We start from the raw sequence: 20,276 nt of genomic DNA, 5'->3' as shown, positions 1-20,276 counted from the left end.
TCGAACCCGGCGAGGAAACCGGCGGGTCGCCCATGCCTCAACGCCGATCCGTCGCGGCGTCGGGCTTCAGGCACAAGCCCCCTTTGCGCATGTCGCAAGCGAAGTACCACACCTTGGTGCTCGCTGGCGGCAGCGCGCTGGGAATGTAATGAAATGCCCCGGCGGGAATCGTGTCCGTCACGCCCCAACCCACCTCGCTTTTCAGTCCGCATTTGGGCTGTCTGGCATCGTCGTATAGGCAATGGATCACCTGCACGGGAAAGCCGCAGCCATTGACCGCGCGCCACAGGCCCTCGGAAACGCCCCCCGTGTTTTTATGCACGATCGAGACGCATTGCCGAGTCAGCAGCGGGGCGCGGTTTGGCGTCCCCGAGGAAGCCGCGGACGAACTGTCCTTGCCCTGGGCCCAGGGATTGGGAAGCGAATCGCGTGCCTGGGCAAGCTGATCTTCCACCCGGCTGGCGGCCAGCGCCGACGCCCTGGCCGCTTCACGCTCCCGCTCCCGCGAGGCGGCTTCCGCGGCCGCGATGTCCGCCTTCTCCCGCGCGGCGCTGGAGGACGACGACGGCGCGGAGAAGATGCCCATGAGGCCCGGAAGCACCTGCAACACCGCGCCAGCCGTCCCCCCCGTGGAGCCGGAGGCCGCCGATGGCGTTCCCGGCCGGGACGAACACGCCGCCCGGCAGTACTTTTGGAAATCCGCGTCGCTTCCCGACAGGTCGTAGCTGGGAGTTCGTCCCTGGGAATCCGTGCATCCGCAATACCGGGCCGCCCGCGCCTCCCGGGTGCCCGCGAATAGCAGGATCGTGGCGGTTAGAACCATCCAGCCCGTGAGTGCAGAAAAGTACTTGATCGGCATTTCTCGTCCCTCCGCCCTGAATGCCCATACTCCAGGCGTACATTCGCTCCATCTCGGAAAAGGCCTTACTCGGCGGCGCTCTACTTGATGCCGCGCTCGGTATCAAAACGCGCGTTCGCGACCAACACCTCCCTGAATTGCGTCAGGTAGTCGACGTAAGGCTGATCCAAGCCCAGCCTCTTTGCCTCCGCGATGGCGTGTTCATACATGACCACCATCTTGATCCGCTGCTGGGCATCCACGGTTTGTTGTCCGGCTGCCCGGGCTTCGGCAACAATCCCCTCGGACGTCCTGTGAAGGGGCGCCTCGATTCTCTCCAGATAGAGCTTCGCCTGGCGTCCGGCTTCGGGGCCTCCCAGGCGTTCCGCATCCTTCGGGAAGTTGGCGATATCAAAGGGACGAACAGGCATGTCGACCAGAAGATTGCGCCTGGCGATAATCGACGATCCAACGCGAACCGAGGGCAGATATGCCCGATACATCAGCGCCTTGGCACCCTTTTCGTTCAGTCCGTCGGCGATAAGAAACGCCAGATAGCCGCCGAGAAAGGTCGTCGCCTGTTGGCTGGAGGTTCCGGACGGCCGAATGAGGGACACGCCCCGCAGGGCGGTCAAGGTCTCGCTGGGCCGAAGGGGCGGCAGATACTCACCGGCTTGCGCGTACTTGCCTTGATTCGCATAGACATAGGCCGCCGTATTGCCCAATTCGGCGCAGCGATAGCTGATGCCATAGGAGGGCGGCCGCCCCCCGCACGCCTCTCGTGCCCAGGCGGCGATCGTCTCCGCGTCGCCGCTGCCGATCGGATCCCGGTACGCGTTGTCCACGACCGCCATCGCCGACGCGGAAAGCCGGTCTCCCGATCCCGCTCCCGATGCCGTCCCCGATCCCGGGGAAGCGCATGCCGCCAGGAGCGTGCTCACGAAGCCCATCGTCGCAATCCTGCCAGCCTGCCGCAGGATGGGTTTCCCTGATCGACCGCCGGCCTGCCTGCATTGCCCGGCGTGCTTCCGGCCTGTTTGACCTTGCATGAATGGACTCCTCGTATCGATGGCTCGCGGACGCAAGTTAGCCCCATCCGGGGTTGTTCGCCTCCCCCATATGTGGGAGGTTTCGATGAACCGCGGGCCGCCGTCTTGTCAGGAATATTTCCCTTTGATATAAGGAATTTGAAAATATATCGGCCGGCTTTGCCTCAGCGAAGCCTCGGCTGCATTCCGTATGCAACGTTCTTCGGCGACCTTCCCAGAGCAGGGGCAATTCGATGGCTGGCCACTCCACGGACGCGATGCGGCTGGCGTCTTTGTTCTATGAAGGCATCCTGTCGCCTGATGCATGGCATGGGGCGCTCAGTGAAACCACTCGCCAGTTGGGGGCCAGTTTCTTTCACCAGGTCCTGATCGACCGTGCCGGCATGCAGGTCGTGGCCAACATCGCCAGCGCGGAATCCCTGCGCAAGGCGAACGAGTATGCCCAGCACTATGCGCGCAACGACGAACGCTTGAACGTGCTGGCCGGTCTCAAGCCTGGCGAATTCATGTTCGATTTCGACCACTTCGACGCGCGCCATCGCTCGCGCAGCCCCTTGTATGCGGACTTTCTCGCCGGTGAGCGCGTGCAGTCCTGCGTGGCTATCGTGCTGCATCGCGACGACGATTTCCGAGATGAAGTGGGCCTGTTGCGCGGTTCGGATGCCTCGCCCTTGAGCGATGCCGAACGGTCGTTGCTGCGGCAGCTCGCGCCGGAGATGGCTCGCGCCGGCCGCTTGCGCGTGCAGGCAAGCCGTCTCGCGCAACGCGCCGCGTTGGGCTTTGCCGCACTGGGCACCTTGCCGCGCGCGCTGGCCATCGTCGATCCCCTATGCCGCATCGAATATTGCAATCCGGCCGCCGAGCGCTTTTTCGCCTTGCACGGCGCCTGCAAGGCCTTGGGAGGCCGGCTTCGGCTTGTCGATCCCCACGCGCAGGAAGGCTTGCGCGAGCGGGTCGCGCGCGCGTGCGCCGCGGACGGAGCGGGCGCTGGGGTGATGCGCGTGGGGCAAGGCGAAGCCACCGTCTCCATCAGCGTTTTGCCGCTGCGGCCCGAGCATCCGCTGGCCATGGGCAGCCGACCGTGGGCAATGGTGATTTTCGCCGGGCCTTCGCTGGCCGCATCCACGGTAATGCCGCCGGAAATCCTGGCCGAATGCCTGGGCGTGACGCGCACCGAAGCGCGCCTGGCCTGCGCGCTGGCCGGTGGCGCCTCGGTGAACGACTTCGCGATAATGCAGGGTTGCAGCTTGTCCACCGCGCGCAGCCACTTGCGCAGCCTCCTCCATAAGACCGGGTGTCGTCGTCAAAGAGATCTAGTCGAAGTGGTGCAAGGAATGTGGGGAGTTTGATCCCGCTACCGCGAGGTGCGTCAGCCTCTTCCTCAATCCCCTCTGTTGAGCTTTATGACTACACTGCCAAGCATCACGTTGAACGTCGACCCGCAATGGATCGACGAGTATGGCCACATGAACGCCGCGCAATACGTCGGCGTATTCGACAAGTTCGGCTTCGAGTTGCTTCGACAGGTCGGCTTGGGGATCGACTACACGGAATCGACCCGCTGCGGCATCTACACGATGAACATCCACGTCGCCTACCTCCGCGAAGTGCTGGCGGGCGACCCGCTGGAGCTGCGGATTCGCCTGCTGGATTCCGACGACAAACGGGTGTTGACGCTGATGGAGCTTTGGCAAACCCGGAACAACTATCTCGCCGCCACCATGGAGCAACTCTCCTTGCACGTCGACCTGGAGATCAGGCGGTCACGCCCCTTCGATCCGGCGTTGGCCCAACGATTGGCTGCCGTCGTTGCCGAACATGCCGAGGCGCCTCTACCCGCGGGCTACAAGCGGGTATTGCCGTTGAGCAGAGTCCATTGAGATCATGCGGGGCTTCGGGGGAAGTCGAGCTGGCCGCCGCCCCCACCCAGGTCGGATTCAACCGCGCCGGCCGAACAGCATCGCCAACCCGAACAGCGCCCCCAGCCCGCCGACGACGGCCAGCGAGATGGACGGCTCGCGCAAGTTCAGCGCCATGATCGCCGAAACCGCCCCCAGGGCCGTGATCGACAAGCCGACCAGGCGCCCCCCCGTGGACCCATAGAAATGCGTGCGGCGCGCCGCCTGCGTACCGGCGGGCTGGCGCTTTTGCCAGGCTGCCAATGCCTGCTCGAACTCGCGCAACAGACGTTCACGCCTGGGCAGGTCCGCCGCGCTGACCAGCAACGTCGGCAGGCCGGGGCGGACCAGCTTGAGATAGTCGTCCGTGCCCCAGCTGGACAACTCCGCGAAGGCGACGGGACGGCGGCGCGAAAACTCCAGCCCCTCCGGCGTCACCTTGACGACATTGCGCGTGGGAAAGCCCTTGAACGCCACCAGCGGCGGCACGAGCAACCCCAGCACCGCCAGCACGGCCGCCAGCCCGATCGGCCCGCGGTTGAACACCACCAGCATGAAACTGCCCACCGCCAAGGCGAAGGCCAACGGCACCGACAATTGGTGCCATCGGGTATAGACCGACGCCTGGATCCCTTCGTTGCTAGTCATGCTTGAGCCTTGTCAATTATTCGCTTTTACAAGATTTGAACCATTGGCGCCCATCGGCAGCGAGCGGATGTCCGGCATGCGGTCGGGGTCGGGCCAATATTCGACCTTGATGATCGCTTCCTGGAAGATATCGTCGTCGACCAGCACTTCCGTGCGGAGGATCGCGCAGCCGTTGCTCACGTTGAACGTCATCGAGTCGTCCCAAGGCTTGGCCGTGAACTCGATGGGCTGGCTGCGATCCTTGCGTATCCAGCGCCAGGCATCCGCCCAACCGGGCCGAGAGGCCATATTGTCGACGTATTGGTCCACGCGGTCGGCCCAGGTTTCCTCCTGCGGCCGGCCCTGCACGACCTGCGCGTTCGACGGACCGCGCGGCTGCAGGTCCGGGTCTTCCGAACGCGCGGACCCCTTGCTCGCCACGATGGCGCTGACGCCCTTCCCCACCAACTTGAGGTTATACGCATAATCGCTGTGCTCGGAATAGCCCGGCATCACCACTTCCAGCACCAGACGATCGCGGCCGAAGATCTCGCCCTTCCAGAGCCCCTTCCAATCCAGCGTCACGCGCACGCCGAACACGGCCCAGTTGAACGCCTCCAGCTCCTCGTCTCGCGTTTCATAGAGCGTGCGGTCTTCCACGTCCGCGAATTGCCCGGAGCGCATGCAGCAGCGGGTAAACCAGATCTCCAGCTCGCTGTCCTTGGCGCTGTCGCCCCAGAACTTGAAGTACAGCCCGGCGGCCAGCAGGCATAGGCCCAGCGCGATCCAGCCCCACACCGGAATACCCAGGAGCACGGTGCCGCCGCTGGTCAAGCCGACCATGGCGCTGCCGAAGCCCCCCGCTCCCGCCAGCACGCCGGCCGCGCTGAAGGCCCCGCCCAGCGAAATCAGCGCCGTGGCGACGCCGGTGAGCCCGGACAGCAGCAGGAACAGGGACGAGGTCGCATAGGCGCCGCCCGCCTCGTAGTTCTTCACGTCGTATTGGTCGATGGCGCTCAGCGCGTTGTTGGCCCCGTCGACAAACGTGGCCGCCGCCGCAAACACCGCGCCGGCCGTCCGCACGGCCGTCAAGCGCATGTTCAACTTCAGGTTCATCGTGAACGCCGTGTTCGTGCCCACGCGCGCGCCTATCGCGCCCGCCGTCACTTCGATCGCCACGCTGCCCACGCCCAGCACCCCCGACGTGATGCCGAACCAGGCCTTGCGCGCCGCCTTGGCGTCATGGATGACTTCCGCCTTGCGCAGATCCGATACCGAAGCGTAAAGCGCCACCAGCGTCATGACGCCCGTCGCGCCCGCGTTGGCGCCGTCCTTGCTCTTCGCCCACTTGACCAGTCCCGCCAGCGGCGACATGGTGGGCGCGGGCAGGGCCAGCACCGGCGCGGGCGCCGGCAGCGACAGCTGCGGCGATGTCCCCGCGCCCGCGCCGGGCCGCGGGGCCGTGGCCGCGGCGTTCAATTGCGCATCGACCTCCTCGGGAATGATGTAGTTGAGCGTGACCGGCGTGGAACGCTCCGCCTGGGTGCCCATCCAGCCCGACTGCATATGCTTGCTTGCATAGATGCCGCCTCCCCCGCCCACCGTCACCGACGTCGTGTTCGGCTCCCAGACGATCTGGTGCATGTCCGCGATCATTCGGGGCACGGTGGTGGTGTGCGTGCGCACCGCCATCACGATGTTCATGCGCGCCGACATCGTCAAGGTGACGCGCGCCGCAACGCGCTCGGCGATCGGATCGCCCGCCAAGGTCAGCCGCAGCAATTGCGTCGCCATGAAGCGTCCGATCGCCGCGCCCGCCACCCGCATCGGCGGCAGTTGCCCCTTGGCCGCCCGCGCCTTGATCCAATCGTTGTAGCTCTTGATCATCCGGCGGACGCTGGAGATCTGCTTGGAGATGACCTTGCCCTTGGCTTCGCGGTCCAGAAACTTCAGCAGCTCGCCATCGTTCGCCGCCAGCGCGCGCCAAATCGCCGCATAGGTGCTGGACCCGTCTTCGTCCTTCAACGAATCGTCGATGACCCTGTGTTCGCTTTCGATCGCGCCCGCGCCATCCACGCACAACGCCATGTCTTCTTCCAGCCGTTCGCCGGCGGCCGCGTCCTTCGACGAGTAGGCCTGGAGCGCCAGCCAGAACGCCTCGCGGCCATACCACCACGCCCAGTCCTTGCCCGCCCCCTCGATCTTTTCTCGCATGCGATCGATGGCGGCCTTGTTGTCGCTGAGGGTCTTGGCGACCTTGCCCGTGTCGATGCGTTCGCGCAAGCGCTTGATCTCGTCGCCGGTATTCCCCATCTGCTTTTGCAGGCCATCGACGATCTGCGCCACGCCGACTTCGCGCAGTCGCGTCGGATCCAGATGGTGTTCGGCCAGCTCGCCCATGCATTTATTGCGCCAGGTCGACACATCCGCCAGCACGCCGACGGGATCGCGCAGCGCCAGCACGATGCCCCCCTTGGGCGTCATCTGCCGCATCTTGGCCGCCACGGCCGCGCCCTGCCCGCCAAACACGCTCACGGCCGGCGTCAGGGTATTGCCGAACAGCGTGGCGGCGCCCGCCGCATCGCGGAATTCGATCGAGTGCCGGGCCAGGTTGGCGCCGTCTTCCGCCACGCGATAGCCGGTCTCGGGCTTGGGATGGCCGCCGCCCCACACCGCCTTGGCGTCCAGTTCCACCATGATCTTCTTGCGCCAGCGCTCGTCTCGCGCCAGGTCGCGGCGGACGTCCCGCGTCCACCAGACGCGGGAATAACCGACCCACACCGTGCGCGATGCGTTGGCGGGCGCTTCGACGTTGATCAGCGTGGATTCCAGGCCGTGCCCTTCTCGCGTGCAGGTGAAGGTCGGTTGATCGGTCGGGCGATTGTCGTCGTCGACCTGCACCTCCTTCATCTGGCCCGTTGCCGTGGCCGCGAACGCGCGCCAGCCGTAGCTGCGCCGAGGGTCCCAGATATACACGTACCCCGCCGTGATCGCGCGCAGCATGTAGGCGCCCTGGCGCATGGTCTCGTAATACAGCTCCGGGTCCATGTACACGCCGTCGGGCAGGTCGTTCTTGCCGCCCGGCACATACGCGATCCGCATGGGCAGAATAGGCAGCCCGGGCCGGCCGCAGAACTTTCCCTTGCAGGGCAACGCGTCGTAGTCAGTCGTCATGCTTGCAGATCCTCCCGTGCCTGCGCTTCCTGCGCAAACACCTGCCAATCCTCGTCGTCCATGTCTTCCGCGGCGCGATAAAGGCGGCCGCCTTCCTCGCGCACTTCGCGCAACAGCGCCGCGAACGAGGGCGCGCGTTCCAGCGGCGCAGCCAGGCGCACCCGCCAGGCGGCGAACAGCGCCAGGTCCTCGTCATTGTCGATCCCGCAGGCGGCGCCGGCGTCCAGCGCGCGCCGCACCGCCTCCAGCGCCGACGCGCCATAGCGCAGGCCGTCCGCGTTCAGACGTTGCAGCACGGCATTGACGCGGCCCAGCCGCGCCAGGCGCGGCCAATCCGGCGTGACGGTCTGCATCGGGCCGCGCACATCCGGCAGCGTCTGCCACTGCCCGAACCCGTCCAGGCTCATCCATGTCGCGCCCGGGATCCACGATGCCGGCGCCGTGCCCGCGTAAAGCTCGCTTTGGAACTGCGTGGTGCGCGGGTCCCAGAACCGCAGGATGCGCACGCGCCCCTGCGCGTCGCGCAGACGCGCGCGCTGGACCAGGCGCTGCGCGACTTCCGCCAGCGGCAGATCCGTAGCCAGCCACGCCGACATCGAGCGCGCCCGCCGCGCGGCCGGCGCCGGGCGCACGGCTTCGTCCACCGCCAGCCGGAGACTGGCGTTGACCAGACGCTCGTGCCGCGCTTCATCCGGCACTTCGGCCAGATACAAGGGCGGCGCGGTCGCGCCCTGAGAAATCAGGTCGACTTCGCGTCGCGCCAGGCCGGCCGACGCGATTTCTTTCGCCAGCGGGTCCGCCAGCGTCGAATCGCACAGCAGGAGCACGCGCCGGCTGGCGCGGCCGTCCAACACCGCCCGCAGGCCCGCGATGGCTCGCTCGACGCCGGCTTCGGCGCTGGCCGTCCAGTAATCAGGGTGGCGAGGCGTCACGTCCATCGTCATGCCGCCAACGCGCCGCTGCCGGCCGCGTCTTCGAGCGCCGCGGCGCAACCTTCCAGTTCGCCTTGCGGCGGCTGCGCGGGCCCTGCGCCGCTTTGCGGCCCCGCCCAGTTGTGCACGCCCGCCTTCAGTTCCACTTTGCCCGGCGCATGCAGCTGGATGCCGCCGCCCTCGATACGCATATACGCGCCCGCGGCCGTCGCCAGCACTTTCTTGGACGCATTCACGTCCACCGCGCCCTGCGCCGACGCCAGCGTCACCGCTTTCTCGGCTGCCAGCCGCATGCGCGCCTTCTGGCTTTGCAGCCGCAGTTTCCCCCCGGCCGCATGCAGGCGGATGCCTTGCGCGTCCACCGCCCGGCCGTTGCCGCCCAGGCCCTTGGTGAACAGCACGACGCCTTGCGCCACGCACATCGACAGGTTCGCGCCCGCCGCCCAGTTCACGTCGGGAGCGACCTGGCACAGCGTGGCGCCGGCCACCGTGTATGCGTTGCGCGGCGTGTACTGGCCGATCCCCTTGGGCGCGCTTACCTGGATGTGCGGCATGGTGTAGGCCGGCACGCGGGCCTCCGCCTCGGCCTTGGTTCCTTCAATGATCTCGCGCACCGCATCCAGCTCGTTCAACGCGCGCGGCTTGTCCTCATCGCCCGGCAACCGGGCTTCCTGGCGGCCGGCGGTGGCGGACAGTTCACTGGCCTGCTCGATGGCCTTTTCCATCTGCTTGATGGATTCCTCGCTGTCCAGGAAAGCGCCCGCCGCGTCCTCGCGCTTGTCGGCGCTGATCAGCAGGCCTTCGCCCGCCCGCAACGCCAGGGCTTCGCTGGTCGCGAGCTCGGCGCCATGGCCCAGGTCCGACAGCCGCTCGTTGTCGCGCTGCTGCTTCAAATGCCCGAGATTCAGGCGCGCCTCGGCCTGCGTGGTCGATGCCGTCAGCCGCGACTGGCCCGGCGAGTCGTCCTGCACCAGCTGGTTATAGCCGCCCATGCCCTGCCCGCTCGCAGCCAGCGCCTGGGTCTTGAAGCCCGACATCACTACGTTGTGCGCGTGCCCCGCTACGCTGCCCGCGAACCAGGCGGGCGCGTTGCCGGTGGCCTTGGCCGCCCCGCCCTGCACCTGGTTGTTGGCGGCGTTTTCGGCGCCCGCGCCGTTGTACAGCGCGCCCACCACGACAGGCCGGTCGATATCGCCATGCAGGAACTGCACCAGCACCTCCTGCCCCAGGCGCGGCACGAAATGCCCGCCCCAGTCCGATCCGGCCACGGGCTCGGCCACGCGCACCCAGGTTCCCAGGGTCTCGCTGGCCGGCGCATTGTCGTCGCCAGCGGGGTGGTCCTGGCGGTTGCTCGACGCGCTGCCGCGCTGCCAATGAAACTGGATCTTGATGCGGTGGTCGCGATCGGTGTGGACCGGGTCCCCGGCGCCCACCACCAGCGCGGTCTGCGCGCCATGCACGGTAGGGCGCGGATGCAGCCGCGCGCCGTGGCCGTCCCGCGTGGTGGGCCGGTATTCCAGCGTGGCGGCAATCGCCTCGAAGCGGTTGCGGTAGAACTCCGCCTCGTCGTCCGCTCGTTCGCCCGCCGCGCCCAGGGCTTGCGCGACGGCCTGCCCCAGGCTTTCGTCGAAATTGTTGCGCGCCTCGTGGCCTATGCCGATCACCACGAAGTCGGCGCCCGCGCCTTGCGACGGGCCCCAGTGGCCCGTCAGGGTAAAGCGCTGCCCCGGCGCCAACGTGCGCGCGGTGCCTTCGCCCTCGTACAGGGACTGGCGCACGCGTTGCGCCGCCAGCGCGTTGTGCGCCAGCCGCTCGCCTTGCGCGCCGTCCTCGAACAGGTACTGGCCGGGGTAGTCCGAGTCGGCCAGTTCCATCGCGTTGGCGAACTTGTCATCGGCCTGGGCGCTGGCCTTGCGCGTCTGCATGGCGCGATAGTCCCAGGTGGCCAGGCGCACCGCATTGGTTCGCCATGCGCGGCTCTGACGCCAGCCCTGGATGGAGTCCTGCTCCTCGGTGGCATCGGCGCGCTGGAACGGGATGCTTTCCTGCGGGCCCGCCTCGAATGCGCCGTTGTGGTCCGCCACGACGATCGTGTGGGAGCCGGGCTCGCCGTCGCCGCCTTCATGCTCGACCCAATAATAGAGCCCTTCCTCGGCCAGCAAACGCTCCACGAAGGCGAAATCGGTTTCGCGGTACTGGATCGTCAGGCTGCGTTTGGCGTAGGCGTCGCGATCCTTCACTTTCCAGCGCCATTGAGGCGCCAGCGCGCCTTGGCCCTGATAGTCGCCGAACACGCTGTCGACGATGTCGATCACCGACATGTCCTGGAACGCGTAGCTGTCGCGCCGCTGGCGCAGCAGCGCCAGCCAAGGTTCGATGCGCAGGCGGTAGCGGGCAAGGCCGCCGTTGGCGCCCTCGAACCGCGCCTCGGTCACCAGGCCGCACCAGACGCGGTGCTCGTCGCGCCCCAGGGCCGTTTGCAATTTGACCTGCGCGGCCTGGCCGATCAGCGACTTCAGCGGAATGTGCGCATCGTCCGAGAGCGCATCCACGTGCAGGACGAAGCCGCCGTCGCTCAGCTGCTCCTTGCCTTGCAGCCGCTCCGCCAGCAATTTGTCCTGCCCCAGCGGCGTCATCAGGTCCAGCAGGCGGTCGGCCTGCGTAAAGCCCGCGCCCAACAGGCTGGCGGCGGCGAGTTCAAGAGCCATCTCGGCGCCTCCTGTCAGCTCATCCGGAACCGGAACTCGCCATTCTTGTCCGCGCTCACGCGGATCCTGGCGATGCCCTCACCCTGCGCCATTTTGCCGAGCACCTGCTCGGCAATCTCCGGCAACAGCGTTCCATTCAGAATGTGGTCCACGTTGCGCGCGCCCGTATCCACCTCGGTGCAGCGCGCCAGCACGGCTTCCACCAGCGCCTCGTCCCATTCGAACGCCGCGCGGTGGGTGGCCTGGACGCGGCGGGCGATGCGCCCGAGCTTGAGGCCGATGATGTGCGCCAGCGCGTCGTCGTCCACCGGGAAGTAGGGAACGGTCTTCATGCGCCCCAGGAACGCGGGCTTGAACGCCTTGTACAGCTGCGGCGCAAGCAGTTCCGACAACTGCTCGGGCGAGGGGCGCTCGTCGGCCGGCTTGTTCAGGCAGGCCTGCATGATGGCGCTGGACCCGACGTTGGACGTCAGGATGATCAGCGTGTTGCGGAAGTCGATCTCGCGCCCTTCCGCGTCATCCATCACGCCCTTGTCGAACACCTGGAAGAACAGCTCCAGCACGTCGGGATGGGCCTTCTCGATTTCATCCAGCAGCACCACGCTGTAGGGCTGGCGGCGCACCGCCTCGGTCAGCACCCCGCCCTCGCCATAGCCCACGTAGCCGGGCGGCGAGCCCTTCAGGCCGGAAATGCTGTGGGCCTCCTGGTATTCGCTCATGTTGATCGTGACCAGCTTGCGCTCGCCGCCGTAGAGGATGTCGGCCAGCGCCAGCGCCGTCTCGGTCTTGCCCACGCCCGACGGCCCCACGAACAGGAACACGCCCTTGGGTTTGTCCGGATCTTCCAGGCCGGCCCGGGCCGTGCGCACGCGCTGCGCGATGGCGTGCAGCGCGTGGTCCTGGCCGATGACGCGCTCGGCCAGCAGGGGCTGCAGCTGCAACACGGTGCGGATCTCGTCGTTCACCATGCGGCCCAGCGGAATGCCGGTCCATGCCGCAATGATCTCGGCCACGACCTGCGCATCCACGCACGCGGGCACCAACGGCTGCTCGCCCTGCAGGGCGCGCAGTTCGTCCACCAGGCCGGCCAGGCGCTGCTGCTCGGGCGTCAGCGGCGCGGGCGCCGCCTTGCGCCGGCTTGCCGCGCGCGCGGGGGCCTGCGCGCCGGCCGCATCCTGGCCCTGCGCATCCTGGCCCGCGGCTTCCAGTTCGGCGCGCAGGGCGTGAATCCTTTCAACCAGATCGGTCTCGGCCGCGTGCCGGACTTGCGCGTCGGCCAGCGCCGCTTCCACCTTCGCGATCTCCGCTCCCAGCTCCGCCAGGCGCGCCTGCGGCGCGCCGGCGGCGGCTTCGCGCCTTAGCGCCTCCTGCTCGGTGCGCAGCCGCGTCAGGCGATGCCGCGCATCATCGATCAACGCCGGCGTGGCGCTGCGGCCCAGGGCCACGCGCGCGCAGGCCGTGTCCAGCACACTGACGGCCTTGTCGGGAAGCTGGCGGCCGGTGATATAGCGATGCGACAGCCGCGCCGCCGCGACAATCGCCTCGTCCAGGATGCGCACGCCGAAATGGCGCTCCATCAACGGCGCCATGCCCCGCAGCATCGACGCCGCGAGCGCTTCGTCCGGCTCCTCGACCTTGACGACCTGGAACCGGCGGGCCAGCGCGGCGTCCTTCTCGAAGTACTTCTTGTATTCGCTCCAGGTCGTGGCCGCGATGGTGCGCAGCTCGCCGCGCGCCAGGGCGGGCTTCAGCAGGTTGGCGGCATCGTTCTGGCCCGCCTGCCCGCCGGCGCCGATCATCGTGTGCGCCTCGTCGATGAACAGGATGATGGGCGACGGGCTCTTCTTGACCTCGTCGATCACGTTCTTCAGTCGGTTCTCGAACTCGCCCTTGACGCTGGCGCCCGCTTGCAGCAGGCCCATGTCCAGCACCCGCAGCGTCACGCCGGCCAAGGCCGGCGGCACGTCGTCCGCCACGATCCGCAGCGCCAACCCCTCCACCACGGCGGTCTTGCCCACGCCGGCCTCGCCGGTCAGGATGGGATTGTTCTGCCGCCGCCGCGTCAGGATGTCGATCATCTGGCGGATCTCTGCGTCCCGGCCGATCACCGGGTCGATCTTGCCTTCGCGCGCGCGCTCGGTAAGGTTGGTGGTGTATTGGTCCAGCGCGGGAGTCTGCGACAGCGCCGGCGCCGGCTGCCCGCCCTCGCCCTGCGCCGCCGCGCCATCGTCAAAGCCCACCGCCTGCCCCGCCTCTTCGGAGCCCTGCGTCAGGGCGGCGAAATCATGCTTGAGCTCATCCAGCCGGAACGACTCGAACAGCGGCGAGCCCCGCCGCGCCAGCTGCGCCAGGTCAGGCTCCGTCAACAGCGCCAGCAACAGATGACCGGAGCGGATGCGGGTGGTTTGCGTATCCAGCGACGCGATCAGCCAGGCGTGCTCGAAAAGCTTGGGCAGATGCGCCGAAAACACGGGCGTGCGCGTATTGCCGTTCCTGAACCGGCCGATCTCGGCCTTCAAGTCGGTTTCCAGCGCATCGGTATGGATGTGGCAACGCCGCGCAATGATGCTCACATCGCTGGCCGGCTTTTCCAGGAGCGCCAGGAACAGATGTTCCAGATCCACTTCGTAATGGCCCTGCGCCATGCACAGGCTGGCTGCGCGCTCGGCCGCCTGACGGCAGGTCTGGTTCAACTTCCCGATCAAGGTCTTCAGCGGTGTCGCCATGATTCTCTATATTGTTATGGGGTCAATGAATGGTGTGCAATTCGTAGCTGGCGTCGTCGCGGTCCGCGCTCGCCGGCCCGGTGCACAGGAACGAATTCCAGCCCAGGCGCAATTCGCCGCCTTCGCCCAGCCGGCTGGGCGTGACGCTTTCGCGCGCGAGCACCAGCCGCACCTCGTATTCGAAGGTCATGCCACCGAACATCGTCAACAGCTTTTCCAGCGCCTGCGCGCGCTCGCCGCCCGGCAGGAAATCGGTGTAGGCCTGGCGCGACAAGGGGCCGATCCACAACCGGATGCGCAGGTCGCGCTGCCAGATTCGGTCGCCCGCCAACGCGGACACGCCCAGCACCGCGCCGGGCCTTCCCAGCTGCGTTCGATTCTGCGGCGGCACGTCGTACCAACGGCCCACGAACTGCTCCACCCGCAGCGGCACCCCAAAGTAGTCCTGCAACACGCGCTGCAGGAACGGCGCCGACACGGGCCGCTGGCGCGCGGCCGCGGCGTAATGGGCCACGGACTCGTCGAACACCCGGCCCGCGCCGTTGTGCAGCCGGTCGCGCAGCGCCGGGTGGCCGATGCCGCCCAAGGCCAGCAACAGCGGCAGGTAATGATGGTCCTGCTCGGTTTCGTGCCGCAGCGGCATGCGGTACTTCTTCCACGCCGCGTAGAACAGCGCGGCCGCCCGGTTCGAGAAAATGTCGAAAAAGGCGCGCGCGCCCCGATCGCGCCGCAGGCTTTCCCGGTTCGCCAGCATCTCGGAGTAATGCAGCGGCAACGCGCCCTGGCCGCCCAGCAGGCCGAAGAACGCCGGCGTCACGTCCACCCGGCCCAGCCGCCCTTCGGCCACGGCGGCCCGGCGCGCCGCTTCGTCGGCCAGCACCTCGCCGTTCTTGTCGTACGCCACGGCGTCGACGATCTCGCTGGGCGGAAAGCCCAGCCCGGGCGCGTTGGGAAAGCGCAGGTGCACGGGCACGGTATGGCGCGTCGCGCCGCGCTCCTGCCGCGCGAAGCTCTGCTCCAGCAGGCGCACCGCTTGAAAGAATTTGAAGCGCTGCGGCTCTGCCAGCAGCGCGTCCATCACGCTAGTATGGCGTCGCCGTTGCATGGGGGGCATCGTAGTAATTCCTCCGCGCCTCGGCGCGAAAATACGACCAACTGCACGAAGCTGTTGGCGTGCACGTACAGTCCGAAGAACCGGTTGATGACGGCCACGAAGGTATGCAGGCTCGTGCCCACGAAGTGATCTTCGTTGACGGTCAAGCGGATCTCGATGCCGCGCACGAACGTGGCGAAGGGTTCGCCGGGCATCCAGTGCGTGGCCGGCTTGTAGTCCAGGCCGACCAGCCCTTCGATCTGGCGCGCCGCCACCGCCGATGCCGACAGGTCGTACAGGCGCAGCGTTTCCTTCAAGGCGGGCAGGCCGCTTTGCACCAGCGACAGATGGTTCAGCGCCAGATGCGAAATCAAGCGCCAGTGCGCCGCCCGCCCCTGCTGGAAGCGGTGCGAATGCGTAGGCCGGCGCAGCATCCGGATGGCGCGCGCAACGGTGCCGCCTTCCAGGAACAGGTCGCCGCTCGCCTGGCCCACCGCGATCTGCGCCGGCAGGTCGCGATTGGTGCAGGTCAGGTCCAGGCTCAGGGTCTCGGTTTGCGGCACCGACGGATCGAAATCGATATCGACGATAGAGATCTCGGTCTCGTACCCGGGGCTGCGCTGCGCGATCGAGGCGTCGCGCCGCATCGTCCAGTAGTGGCCGGCGGACTCCGGCGACTCGCCGTGATGCAACGAATAGAACGGCCGGAAGTCCACCACGGCATCGCCCTGGGCGTTCTGCCGCACCTGGCGCACCCGGTCGATGGAGTAGACCTCGTATCCATATGCGCGCCGCGCGTCGGCCACCACTGGATACGACGCGGCCGCGTGCGTCACGCGGATGGGGTCGGCGCGCTGGTTGAACAGGTTCACCACCGGCGTGCAGCCCAGCCGCAGGTTGTCCGCCGACGTCGACTCCAGCAGCCGCGCCGTATTCGAATCGGCGCGCAGCCCGCCCACCGGCAGGTGCAGCGTGAACTGCCGCGCGGCGCCCAGATAGGGGCGCAGCGCGGCCAGGTCGATGTCGACGAAATTGAATTTCTCGGAAAAGACGAAATACTCGGCCAGCAGTCGATAAGCCGGATGCGAACTGGCGGGAAAGTCGATCAGCGCGTCTTCCTCGGCCAGTCCGACCTGCGCCAGCGGGATCGCGGGCAGGCGATCCCAGCGCCCCGGTTGCAACTCCACATAGGCCGCGGCCGCGCGCAGGAACAAGGCGTCGCGCAGCGCCGCCACGAATGACGGTTCGCCATGCAGATAGACGCGCAGCCGATCGATGCCCAGCGTCCCGAAGTGCTGGCTCTCGCCCTGGCACCCCAGCGTGACGGAAAAGCGGCCGGTGACGCCCGCGGGCAGCTTGGCCGTGGCCGGCGCATTGGCGCTGGACACGAACCCCGCCCGTTGCACTTCGATGGGCGCCAGCGTGACCTCGTAGGCCGTGCGGAAGCGGCACGACACGCCGCGCACCGGATGGGATTTCAACTCGACGCCACGGCCGATCCGCACGGGCGCGGTCAGCTGGGCGCCCGCGCCGCCGAGGTCGAACTGCGCCACGCTGCAAGAGGGAAACGGCCGCAGGTAATGCGGGTACATCACCTCGAACAGCGCTTCGGTGAATTCAGGGTAGTCGTCGTCCAGCTTCTTGTTGATGCGGGCGCTCAGCAACGCGAACGACTCGATCATGCGTTCGACATGCGGATCTTCGCAGGTCTCGCCCGATAGCCCCAACCGCGCGGCGATCTTCGGATAGCGCTCGGCGAAGTCGCGCGACGAGGTGCGCAAGAAGCCTAGTTCGCGCTCGTAGTAGGGCAGCAATTCTTCCATTGATGTTTTCCTGTCCGGCGCGCCAGTGCACCTGCACCACGGATTGATGCGTCAGACCGTGGCCGGGCTCTTGGCCCAGCCCTTGGTCACCGAGTACTGCAGGGTCGAGGGCTGCAAGGTCGCGTCGAACGTCACGGGCTCATGGGCGGGCCCCACGTCCAGCATGGCCGTGATCGCGAAATACAGCACCGAAGTCGCCCGGCCGTCGACTTGCAACATGACCCGCACGTGCGTCAGCCGAGGCTCGTGCCGCGCAATCGCCTGTTCGAGCGACCGGCAGATGAACTCACGGTCGTAGTGGCTCGCCAGGCTCAGCCCGGAGAAGTCCGACAGCCCGTAGGTCAGCAGCGAGCGCTGGCAGTTCGGGTAGCGCCGGAGATCTTCCTCGGTGAACACCATTCGGGTGTTCAGCAAGGCCTCGATGTCGCGCGCCACCGTCTCTTTCATTTCCTCGATCGACAAGCGCCGCAACGCATAGGGCGATTGGCCCTCTGCCTCGAACAGTTTGTCGAAGAGACTCGGTTCGAATCCTTTCATCGGGGCCTCAAACAAAAAAAAGACAGCGACCCGGCTCGGGCCGCGGTCTTCCGGATTGCCCTGCCGCGATCAGACCGAGTAGGTCTTGTCGTTCTTGGTCAGGCTCCAGGCGCCCTGGGCGTTGCCGCCCTGATTGCCGCCCACCTTCTGCTGCGTGTACTTCCACTGCACGGCGGCATACTTCAGCGAGAAGGACTCGTGCGGCAGGCCTTCGGCGACCACCTCGGGCGCCACGCGGGCGATGATCACGTACTTCAGCTTGATCTCAAGGTACTTGACGCGGTTGCCCTCGCCGTCGGCGCGCAGGAAGTCGATGGTGACTTCGTCGAAGGTGGTGCCGCCCGACGCGTGCTGGTACAACAGCGGGCTGACGACATCCAGATCCTTGGTGAAGATCATTTCCCCATGTTCGGTGCGCTCGGCGGTATGGCCGCCCGAGGTCGAGGCGGTGGCCGAACGCGGCTGGATGATCTCGTGGCGCCACGAGCTGACTTCGATCCAATCCGGATGATCCTTGTCTTGCGACTCGCCCTTGAGCGCCGGATTGCCGAACTTGACGTAGATGTCCTTCATTGTTGATAACCTCTTTTAATGGATGAGTTTTCAGTGCAATGACGCTCAGGATTTCTGGGCCTGGGCCGGCAATTCGGCAACCAGGCGCAAGGAGATCGAGAGTTCGTCAAGCTGGAAATGCGGCCGCAAGAACGCCACGGCGCGGAAAACGCCAGGACGACCGGGCACCTCGGCCACTTGCACCGAAGCTTCGCGCAGCGGGAACTGCGCCTTTTGTTCCTGCGTCGCGTTGTCGTCGAGCAGCACGTACTGCGACACCCAGCGATTCAGGAAACTCTCTACGGACTGCGCCGACGCGAAGCTGCCGATCTTGTCGCGCATCATCGCCTTCAGGTAGTGCGCCACCCGCGATACCGAAAAAATGTATTGCAACTGCGCGGACAACACCGCGTTGGCGTTGGCGCTGTCCGTGTTGTACTTCTTGGCCTTCTGCACCGACTGGGCGCCGAAGAAAGCCGCGTAATCCGAGTTCTTGCAATGCACGAGCGGGATCAAGCCCTGGTCGCTCAGCTCTTTTTCGCGGCGGTCGGTGATGGCGATTTCGGTCGGGCACTTGAGCGCGATTTCGCCGTCGTCCGTCTTGAAAGTATGCGTGGGCAGGTTCTCGACCAGCCCGCCGCCTTCCACGCCACGGATCGCCGCGCACCAGCCGAAGTCGGCGAATGCCGCCGTCAGGCGCGCGCCGAAGGCCCACGCGGCGTTGCACCAGAGGTACTTGGAATGGTCGGTGCCGTCCACGTCCTCGACGAAATTGAAGCCTTCAACCGTCGTGCCCTCCACCGGATCGTACGGCAGACGGCCCAGGAAGCGCGGCATCGTCAGGCCGACGTAGCGCGAATCTTCCGAATCGCGGAAGCTGCGCCACTTGGTGTATTCCACGGTGTCGAACACCTTGGCCAGATCGCGCGGGCGGCCCAGGTCGGCAAAGCTGTCCAGGCCCAGCAGCTCCGGCGAGGCCGAGGCGATGAACGGCGCGTGCGAAGCGGCGGCCACGTGCGACATCTGCTCGATGAAGTACATGTCCTCGGGCTGGCGCGTAATCTCGAAGTTGCCCAGCAGCGCGCCGAACGGGGCGCCGCCGAAGGTGCCGAATTCCTCTTCGTACACCTTCTTGAACATCAAGCTCTGATCAAAGTCGATCGCGGTCTGGAAGTCGCGAACCAGGTCGCGCTTGGTGGCGTTCAGCACCTTGATCTTCAGCATGGGGCTGGTGTCCGTCTCCTGGCACAGGTAGTGCAGGCCGCGCCAGGTGCTTTCGAGGTTCTGGAACTCGGGCGCGTGCATCACTTCGCTGAGCTGGGCCGAGATCAGGCGGTCCAGCTCGGCGACGCGCGCATCCAGCATGGCCGACAGGTTGTCGGACACCACCACGGTGCCCTTCATGACTTCGCGCACCAGCTCGCCAATGATGTCCTTGGCGCGGTCGTGTTCGGCGGTGGACTTGGCGACGCGGCTTTGCTCGACGATCTGGTCCAGCAGGCCGCCCTGCGACTCGGCGGCGGCGGCGGCGGTGTTTTGCGCGGCGGCGGAATTACTCATTGCGGCCTCCCTTGTCGGTCTCGCTGGTCAGCTGTTGCAGCTTTTCCGTGCTGGTCAGCACTTCGCCCAGCAGGTCCTCAAGTTTGTCGTTGCCGGCGAGCTTGTTGCGCAGGTCGGCCAGCTTGGTGCGGATGTCCAGCAGTTCGCGCAGCGGGTCCACTTGCTGCACCACGGCCTCCGGACGGAAGTCTTCGATGGAACGGAACTTCATATCGACGCCGAACGTGCCGCCTTCATCGGTGAGGCGGTTCTTTACGCGGTATGCCGCGCGCGGCTCCAGCCCGCGCATCACGTCGTCGAAATTATCGACATCGATATTGACGAACTTGCGGTCCTTCAGGCGCGGCAGTTCGGTTTCGGACTGCGCCGAAAAATCGCCCACCACGCCGACCACGAAGGGAAGCTCCTTCTGTTCGATGGCGTCGCCCTTCTCTACGTCATACGTGAGCTGAACGCGCGGCGGACGGACTTTCTGCAATCGTTTTTGAACGCTTTCTTTCTTGGCCATGGAAGGCTCCGTGCAAAGGGTCTTGTCTGTCGGTCAGGGGCGCGCCGCAAGGGGTGGCGCGCCCCCGTGCGAATCACTTGGCAAGCAGGTCGCCGAAAGGATTCGGCGCGCGGTTGGGCTGCTGGGCGGTCGGGTTTGCGGGTTGCGGTGAGGACGCGCCGGCCGGCGACGCAGCCGGCGACACCGAGGGCGAGGCCGCCGGCTGCGCGCGGGCGGAGGTGCCGGCCGCGGGCACGGCAGCGGAAGCCGGA

15 protein-coding genes are annotated in these 20,276 nt (G+C 66.8%); 2 read left to right on the top strand and 13 right to left on the bottom strand.

Annotated features, from left to right (window positions below):
* Positions 1–37: 37 nt before the first annotated feature.
* Both ADE01S_RS29225 and ADE01S_RS29220 read right to left on the bottom strand, forming a co-directional pair.
* Positions 38–859: a hypothetical protein gene (locus ADE01S_RS29225; RefSeq protein WP_062685271.1), complete on the bottom strand. Its 822-nt coding sequence runs from the start codon at positions 857–859 to the stop codon at positions 38–40.
* A gap of 80 nt (positions 860–939) precedes the next feature.
* Positions 940–1,887, bottom strand: a complete 948-nt coding sequence (locus ADE01S_RS29220; RefSeq protein ID WP_131828732.1) for a hypothetical protein — start codon at positions 1,885–1,887, stop codon at positions 940–942.
* A 233-nt stretch (positions 1,888–2,120) separates the two neighbouring features.
* Here ADE01S_RS29220 and ADE01S_RS29215 point away from each other — a divergent pair, with 233 nt between their 5' ends.
* Together ADE01S_RS29215 and ADE01S_RS29210 are read left to right on the top strand one after the other, a co-directional pair.
* The gene (locus ADE01S_RS29215; protein WP_131828731.1) at positions 2,121–3,236 is read left to right on the top strand and encodes a helix-turn-helix transcriptional regulator; all 1,116 of its coding nucleotides are present in this window, start codon (positions 2,121–2,123) and stop codon (positions 3,234–3,236) included.
* A gap of 54 nt (positions 3,237–3,290) precedes the next feature.
* Complete coding sequence (locus tag ADE01S_RS29210) at positions 3,291–3,767, top strand: thioesterase family protein (protein WP_062685268.1); 477 nt, start codon at positions 3,291–3,293, stop codon at positions 3,765–3,767.
* 57 nt (positions 3,768–3,824) lie between these two features.
* Here ADE01S_RS29210 and ADE01S_RS29205 read toward each other — a convergent pair whose 3' ends face one another.
* The 11 genes from ADE01S_RS29205 to tssB all read right to left on the bottom strand — a co-directional run bounded on the left by ADE01S_RS29205 (position 3,825) and on the right by tssB (position 20,025).
* Complete coding sequence (locus tag ADE01S_RS29205; protein WP_062685267.1) at positions 3,825–4,433, bottom strand: hypothetical protein; 609 nt, start codon at positions 4,431–4,433, stop codon at positions 3,825–3,827.
* Between the two features lie 12 nt (positions 4,434–4,445).
* Entirely contained in the window at positions 4,446–7,586 is a 3,141-nt protein-coding gene (locus ADE01S_RS29200; protein ID WP_062685266.1) for a T6SS effector BTH_I2691 family protein, read from the bottom strand.
* Entirely contained in the window at positions 7,583–8,530 is a 948-nt protein-coding gene (locus ADE01S_RS29195) for a DUF4123 domain-containing protein (RefSeq protein ID WP_062685265.1), read from the bottom strand. The genes ADE01S_RS29200 and ADE01S_RS29195 overlap by 4 nt, the downstream gene beginning before the upstream one ends.
* Positions 8,527–11,226: a type VI secretion system Vgr family protein gene (locus ADE01S_RS29190; protein ID WP_062685264.1), complete on the bottom strand. Its 2,700-nt coding sequence runs from the start codon at positions 11,224–11,226 to the stop codon at positions 8,527–8,529. The genes ADE01S_RS29195 and ADE01S_RS29190 overlap by 4 nt, the downstream gene beginning before the upstream one ends.
* Positions 11,227–11,240: 14 nt before the next feature.
* Positions 11,241–13,952 (bottom strand): type VI secretion system ATPase TssH, encoded by a 2,712-nt coding sequence (gene tssH / locus ADE01S_RS29185; RefSeq protein ID WP_062685263.1) that lies wholly within the window; start codon positions 13,950–13,952, stop codon positions 11,241–11,243.
* 22 nt (positions 13,953–13,974) lie between these two features.
* Complete coding sequence (gene tssG, locus ADE01S_RS29180; protein ID WP_062685262.1) at positions 13,975–15,066, bottom strand: type VI secretion system baseplate subunit TssG; 1,092 nt, start codon at positions 15,064–15,066, stop codon at positions 13,975–13,977.
* Positions 15,030–16,868 carry a type VI secretion system baseplate subunit TssF gene (gene tssF, locus ADE01S_RS29175; protein WP_062685261.1) on the bottom strand — a complete coding sequence of 613 codons (1,839 nt, stop codon included), beginning with the start codon at positions 16,866–16,868 and terminating at the stop codon, positions 15,030–15,032. The genes tssG and tssF overlap by 37 nt, the downstream gene beginning before the upstream one ends.
* Before the next feature lie 51 nt (positions 16,869–16,919).
* Positions 16,920–17,405 (bottom strand): type VI secretion system baseplate subunit TssE, encoded by a 486-nt coding sequence (tssE, locus tag ADE01S_RS29170; protein ID WP_062685260.1) that lies wholly within the window; start codon positions 17,403–17,405, stop codon positions 16,920–16,922.
* 69 nt (positions 17,406–17,474) lie between these two features.
* Positions 17,475–17,978, bottom strand: coding sequence for an Hcp family type VI secretion system effector (locus ADE01S_RS29165; protein WP_062685259.1), 504 nt, complete (start codon positions 17,976–17,978; stop codon positions 17,475–17,477).
* A 45-nt stretch (positions 17,979–18,023) separates the two neighbouring features.
* Complete coding sequence (gene tssC, locus ADE01S_RS29160; protein WP_062685258.1) at positions 18,024–19,517, bottom strand: type VI secretion system contractile sheath large subunit; 1,494 nt, start codon at positions 19,515–19,517, stop codon at positions 18,024–18,026.
* Positions 19,510–20,025, bottom strand: coding sequence for a type VI secretion system contractile sheath small subunit (gene tssB / locus ADE01S_RS29155; protein WP_062685257.1), 516 nt, complete (start codon positions 20,023–20,025; stop codon positions 19,510–19,512). Before tssB ends, tssC begins: the two co-directional genes overlap by 8 nt.
* Between the last annotated feature and the right edge of the window lie 251 nt (positions 20,026–20,276).

It is taken from the genome of Achromobacter denitrificans NBRC 15125 (genome assembly GCF_001571365.1).
GTDB lineage: Bacteria > Pseudomonadota > Gammaproteobacteria > Burkholderiales > Burkholderiaceae_B > Achromobacter > Achromobacter denitrificans.
This window is presented reverse-complemented; position numbering and strand designations above follow the sequence as displayed.

Excerpts from the sequence above, each read along its gene's own strand:
- ADE01S_RS29195 (WP_062685265.1), bottom strand. The coding sequence starts at position 8,530 with ATGACGATGGACGTGACGCCTCGCCACCCTGATTACTGGACGGCCAGC.
- ADE01S_RS29225 (WP_062685271.1), bottom strand. The coding sequence starts at position 859 with ATGCCGATCAAGTACTTTTCTGCACTCACGGGCTGGATGGTTCTAACC.
- ADE01S_RS29210 (WP_062685268.1), top strand. The coding sequence starts at position 3,291 with ATGACTACACTGCCAAGCATCACGTTGAACGTCGACCCGCAATGGATC.
- ADE01S_RS29215 (WP_131828731.1), top strand. The coding sequence starts at position 2,121 with ATGGCTGGCCACTCCACGGACGCGATGCGGCTGGCGTCTTTGTTCTAT.
- tssC (WP_062685258.1), bottom strand. The coding sequence starts at position 19,517 with ATGAGTAATTCCGCCGCCGCGCAAAACACCGCCGCCGCCGCCGCCGAG.
- tssG (WP_062685262.1), bottom strand. The coding sequence starts at position 15,066 with ATGCCCCCCATGCAACGGCGACGCCATACTAGCGTGATGGACGCGCTG.
- ADE01S_RS29205 (WP_062685267.1), bottom strand. The coding sequence starts at position 4,433 with ATGACTAGCAACGAAGGGATCCAGGCGTCGGTCTATACCCGATGGCAC.
- tssF (WP_062685261.1), bottom strand. The coding sequence starts at position 16,868 with ATGGAAGAATTGCTGCCCTACTACGAGCGCGAACTAGGCTTCTTGCGC.
- tssE (WP_062685260.1), bottom strand. The coding sequence starts at position 17,405 with ATGAAAGGATTCGAACCGAGTCTCTTCGACAAACTGTTCGAGGCAGAG.
- ADE01S_RS29165 (WP_062685259.1), bottom strand. The coding sequence starts at position 17,978 with ATGAAGGACATCTACGTCAAGTTCGGCAATCCGGCGCTCAAGGGCGAG.
- tssB (WP_062685257.1), bottom strand. The coding sequence starts at position 20,025 with ATGGCCAAGAAAGAAAGCGTTCAAAAACGATTGCAGAAAGTCCGTCCG.
- tssH (WP_062685263.1), bottom strand. The coding sequence starts at position 13,952 with ATGGCGACACCGCTGAAGACCTTGATCGGGAAGTTGAACCAGACCTGC.
- ADE01S_RS29220 (WP_131828732.1), bottom strand. The coding sequence starts at position 1,887 with ATGCAAGGTCAAACAGGCCGGAAGCACGCCGGGCAATGCAGGCAGGCC.
- ADE01S_RS29200 (WP_062685266.1), bottom strand. The coding sequence starts at position 7,586 with ATGACGACTGACTACGACGCGTTGCCCTGCAAGGGAAAGTTCTGCGGC.
- ADE01S_RS29190 (WP_062685264.1), bottom strand. The coding sequence starts at position 11,226 with ATGGCTCTTGAACTCGCCGCCGCCAGCCTGTTGGGCGCGGGCTTTACG.